The sequence below is a fragment of the Streptomyces apricus genome, from assembly GCF_008369065.1.
Taxonomy (GTDB): domain Bacteria; phylum Actinomycetota; class Actinomycetes; order Streptomycetales; family Streptomycetaceae; genus Streptomyces; species Streptomyces apricus.
Map to the genome: position 1 here is coordinate 895,783 of NZ_VDFC01000040.1, position 4,517 is coordinate 900,299.

Below are 4,517 nucleotides of genomic sequence, written 5' to 3' on the forward strand. Positions count from 1 at the left end.
CGTTTCCAGGGCTTGTCCCAGAGTGAAGGGCAGATTGCCCACGTGTTACTCACCCGTTCGCCACTAATCCCCACCGAAGTGGTTCATCGTTCGACTTGCATGTGTTAAGCACGCCGCCAGCGTTCGTCCTGAGCCAGGATCAAACTCTCCGTGAATGTTTACCCGTAATCGGGTGTCACATCACGAGAGCGGAACAGTCGACCGGAATAAGGAAGACTGTTCACAGCGTCCTCGCTGATGCGCCTACCGGACTTGCGCCCGGCAGGACTTTTTCAAAGGAACCTCCACCCACCACCATGCGGTGATGGACGGGGTATCAACATATCTGGCGTTGATTTTTGGCACGCTGTTGAGTTCTCAAGGAACGGACGCTTCCTTTGTACTCACCCTCTCGGGCTTTCCTCCGGGCTTTTCCCTTCGGTCTTGCTGTCTTGCGTCTCCGACTCTATCAGACCGTTTCCGGTTCCGATTTCCTCGGTGCTTTCCAGGTTTCCGCTTTCGCGTTTCCCTTTCCGGCGATTCCGACTCTACCAGATCCTTTCGGGCCCGATTCCCAGTCGAAGTGGGTTGTCCTCGCGGCTGTTGGGCCGTTCCGACGAGTGAGACTTTAGCGGAATCCCGGCCCCCGAGCTAATCGGGGTCGCGCCCTTTCGAACGTGGATTCCTCATTTCGCAAACGCGCGCCAAAAGCAACCGACGACAGATCGTCGATCACTGTGTGCTCGTTGCGGAATGGCTGTCCGGGGACCAACCGAGGTCGGCGCTCACGTCGGACAACTCGGAGAACAGTACGGAGCGGCCGGGGGCGTGTCAACTTGCCGCCGGGGACCACCCCGGAGGCGTAGGCTCGGCGTCATGACGACACACGCGTGCACCCAGCTGTGGTGGGCCGCCTGACGGCGGCCGTACTCACGCGTGTACCCAACGGCCGCCGCCTCGGCGGCCGTTTTTCGTTCCTCCCCCCGGGAGGCCGGCCGGTGGCGGTGGCGGTCTCGACCAGGAGGTAGAGGGATGAAGCGGGTCTTCAGCGGGATCAAGCCGACCGGGCACCTGACGCTGGGCAACTACCTGGGGGCGATGCGGCGCTGGAGCGAGGTCGACCAGCACGGGGCCGACGCGCTGTTCTGCGTCGTGGACCTGCACGCCCTGACCGTGGACCACGATCCCGGGCGCGTGCGCAGGCTCAGCCGGCAGGCGGCCACCTTGCTGCTGGCCGCGGGGCTGGATCCGAAGCTGTGCACCCTCTTCGTGCAGAGTCATGTCGACGAGCACGCCCGGCTGTCGTACCTGCTGGAGTGCGTGGCGACCGACGGCGAGATGCGCCGGATGATCCAGTACAAGGAGAAGGCGGCGGCCGAGCGCGCGCGGGGCGGGAGTGTGCGGCTGTCGCTGCTGACCTATCCCGTGCTGATGGCGGCGGACATCCTGGCGTACGGGACCGACGAGGTGCCGGTGGGGGACGACCAGGCGCAGCACGTGGAGCTGACCCGGGACCTGGCGGTGCGGTTCAACCAGCGGTACGGGCACACGTTCGTGGTGCCGCGGACCACGCATCCGCAGGTGGCGGCGCGGGTGATGAACCTGCAGGAGCCGACGTCGAAGATGGGGAAGTCCGACGACACCGGGCCCGGGATCGTCTATCTGCTCGACGAGCCCGAGGTCGTCCGGAAGAAGATCATGCGGGCCGTGACCGACAGCGGGTCGGACGTCGTCCACGACCGTCGGGTCCGGCCCGGGGTCTCGAACCTGCTGGAGATCCTGGCCGCCTGCACGGACGCGGATCCGGGCGAGCTGGCCGGTGCGTACGCGACCTACGGGGCGCTGAAGAAGGACACCGCCGACGCCGTGGTGGAACTCCTCGGTCCCGTACGGCGCAGACACCAGGAGCTGTGCGCCGATCCCGCGTACGTGGACCAGGTGCTGCGCGAGGGTGCGGGGAAGGCCCGGGAGATGGCGCGGCCGAGGGTGGACGCGGCGTACCGGGCGATCGGGCTGCTGCCCGCGGGGCGAGCGGTGGGGACGGGGCCGGGGTCGGTTCGACCCCGGCCCCGTCCCCTTGTCCCCGGTCCCGGTCCTTCTAGCTGTTGCCGGAGGCGAGTTCGCGGCTGCGGTCGCGGGCCGCCTCCAGGGCGGCGATGAGGGCGGCGCGTACGCCGTGGTTCTCCAGTTCGCGGATGGCGTTGATCGTGGTGCCCGCGGGGGACGTGACGTTCTCGCGGAGCTTCACGGGGTGCTCGCCGCTGTCGCGGAGCATCACGGCGGCGCCGATCGCGGACTGGACGATCAGGTCGTGGGCCTTGTCGCGGGGCAGGCCGAGCAGGATGCCCGCGTCGGTCATGGCCTCGACCAGGTAGAAGAAGTACGCCGGGCCGGAGCCGGAGAGCGCGGTGCAGGCGTCCTGCTGGGACTCGGGGACGCGCAGCGTCTTGCCGACGGCGCCGAAGATCTCCTCGGCGTGGGCGAGGTGCTCGGCGGTGGCGTGGCTGCCGGCGGAGATGACGGACATGGCCTCGTCGACGAGGGCGGGGGTGTTCGTCATGACCCGGACGACCGGGGTGCCCGGGTCGAGGCGTTCCTCGAAGAAGGAGGTGGGGATGCCTGCGGCGCCGCTGATGACGAGGCGGCCGGCGGGGACGTGCGGGGCGAGTTCGTCGAGCAGGGTGCCCATGTCCTGGGGCTTGACCGTGAGGATCAGCGTGTCCGCCGTCTTGGCGGCCTCCTGGTTGGTGACCGGGGTGACGCCGTGGCGCTCGTGGAGTTCCGCGGCGCGTTCCGGGCGGCGGGCGGTGACCAGGAGGTCCGCGGGGGCCCAGCCCGCGCGGAGCATTCCGCTGAGCAGGGCCTCGCCGATCTTGCCGGTGCCGAGCACCGCTACTTTCTGGCTCATGTTCGGTTGCCCTCCGGGGTGCGTCGTCCGGGGCCCATCCTCGCACCGGGGGCCGGGGGCGGGCCGCGCCGTCCGCCGGTCGGGACGCGGTCGGGACGCGGTCAGGCGGTGCGGCGGCGCAGGGTGGCCGCGCCGAGGGCCAGGACGAGGAGGGCGCAGGCCGCGACGATCAGGGCGTCGCGGACGAAGGCGGCGGTGACGTCGGTGTGCTTGAGGACTTCGTTCATGCCGTCGACGGCGTACGACATGGGCAGGACGTCGGAGATGCGCTCCAGTACGGGGTGCATCTCGGAGCGCGGGGTGAACAGGCCGCAGAGGAGGAGCTGCGGGAAGATCACGGCCGGCATGAACTGGACGGCCTGGAACTCGGAGGACGCGAACGCCGAGACGAAGAGGCCGAGGGCGGTGCCGAGCAGGGCGTCGAGCAGCGCGACCAGGAGCAGCAGCCAGGCCGAGCCGGTGACGTCGAGGCCGAGGGCCCAGACGGCGAGGCCGGTGGCGAGGACGGACTGGACGACGGCGACGGCCCCGAAGGCGAGGGCGTAGCCGGCGATGAGGTCGGCCTTGCCGAGGGGCATGGCGAGGAGGCGTTCCAGGGTGCCGGAGGTGCGTTCGCGCAGGGTGGCGATGGAGGTCACCAGGAACATCGTGATGAGCGGGAAGATGCCGAGCAGCGAGGCGCCGATGGAGTCGAAGGTGTGCGGGCTGCCGTCGAAGACGTAGCGCAGCAGCAGGAGCATCACGCACGGGATGAGGATCATCAGCGCGATCGTGCGCGGGTCGTGGCGGAGCTGGCGCAGGACCCGGGTCGCGGTGGCGGTGGTGCGGGCGGGGGTGAAGGTGCGCGGCTCGGCGGAGGTGGCCGGGCCCGTGCGCGGGGTGGTCGTGGTGTTCATCGGGCGGTCTCCTCGTGCGGCCGGCGGCCGGCCGCGATCGCTTCGTCGACCAGGTGGAGGAAGGCGGCCTCGACGGTGTCGGTGCCGGTACGGGTGCGCAGGGCGTCCGGGGTCCCGTCGGCGAGGATCTCGCCCTCGCGCATCAGGAGCAGGCGGTGGCAGCGTTCGGCCTCGTCCATGACGTGGGAGGAGACGAGGAGGGTGGCGCCCCGGTCGGCCGCGATGGTGTGGAAGAGCTGCCAGAGGTCGCGGCGCAGTACGGGGTCGAGGCCGACCGTGGGTTCGTCGAGGACCAGGAGTTCCGGGGCGCCGAGGAGGGCCACGGCGAGGGAGACGCGGTTGCGCTGGCCGCCGGAGAGGTTGCCCGCGAGGGCGTCGGCGTGGGAGGCGAGGTCGACGTCGGAGATGGCGCGGGTGACGTTCTCGTGGCGGCGGTCGGCGGCCGCGCGGCCGGGGTCGAGGATCGCGGCGAAGTAGTCGAGGTTCTGGCGCACCGACAGGTCGTCGTAGACGGAGGGGGCCTGGGTGACGTAGCCGATGCGGGAGCGCAGGGCGGGGTGTCCCGCGGGGAGGCCGAGGACGTCCAGGGTGCCGGTGACCTTGGCCTGGGTGCCGACGATCGAGCGCATCAGGGTGGACTTGCCGCAGCCGGAGGGGCCGAGGAGGCCGGTGATCCGGCCGCGGGGGACGTCGAAGTCGATGCCGCGCAGGACCTGGCGGGGGCCGCGGAGGAC

Annotated in this window: 4 protein-coding genes; 1 reads left to right on the forward strand and 3 read right to left on the reverse strand. The window is 70.0% G+C overall.

The annotated features are described in order from the left end of the window. Nucleotides 1–1,011: 1,011 nt before the first annotated feature. Complete coding sequence (gene trpS / locus FGF04_RS17090; protein WP_149512119.1) at nt 1,012–2,139, forward strand: tryptophan--tRNA ligase; 1,128 nt, start codon at nt 1,012–1,014, stop codon at nt 2,137–2,139. Here the strand turns inward: trpS and proC are convergent. From proC to FGF04_RS17105, 3 genes are all read right to left on the reverse strand, one after another. Continuing rightward, the gene (gene proC, locus FGF04_RS17095) at nt 2,078–2,887 is read right to left on the reverse strand and encodes a pyrroline-5-carboxylate reductase (protein ID WP_149512120.1); all 810 of its coding nucleotides are present in this window, start codon (nt 2,885–2,887) and stop codon (nt 2,078–2,080) included. The genes trpS and proC overlap by 62 nt on opposite strands. 101 nt (nt 2,888–2,988) lie before the next feature. After that, nucleotides 2,989–3,783, reverse strand: a complete 795-nt coding sequence (locus tag FGF04_RS17100; RefSeq protein ID WP_149512121.1) for an ABC transporter permease — start codon at nt 3,781–3,783, stop codon at nt 2,989–2,991. Beyond that, nucleotides 3,780–4,517: ABC transporter ATP-binding protein (locus tag FGF04_RS17105; protein WP_149512321.1), on the reverse strand; the 738-nt coding region annotated here is incomplete at its 5' end. The genes FGF04_RS17105 and FGF04_RS17100, both read right to left, overlap by 4 nt.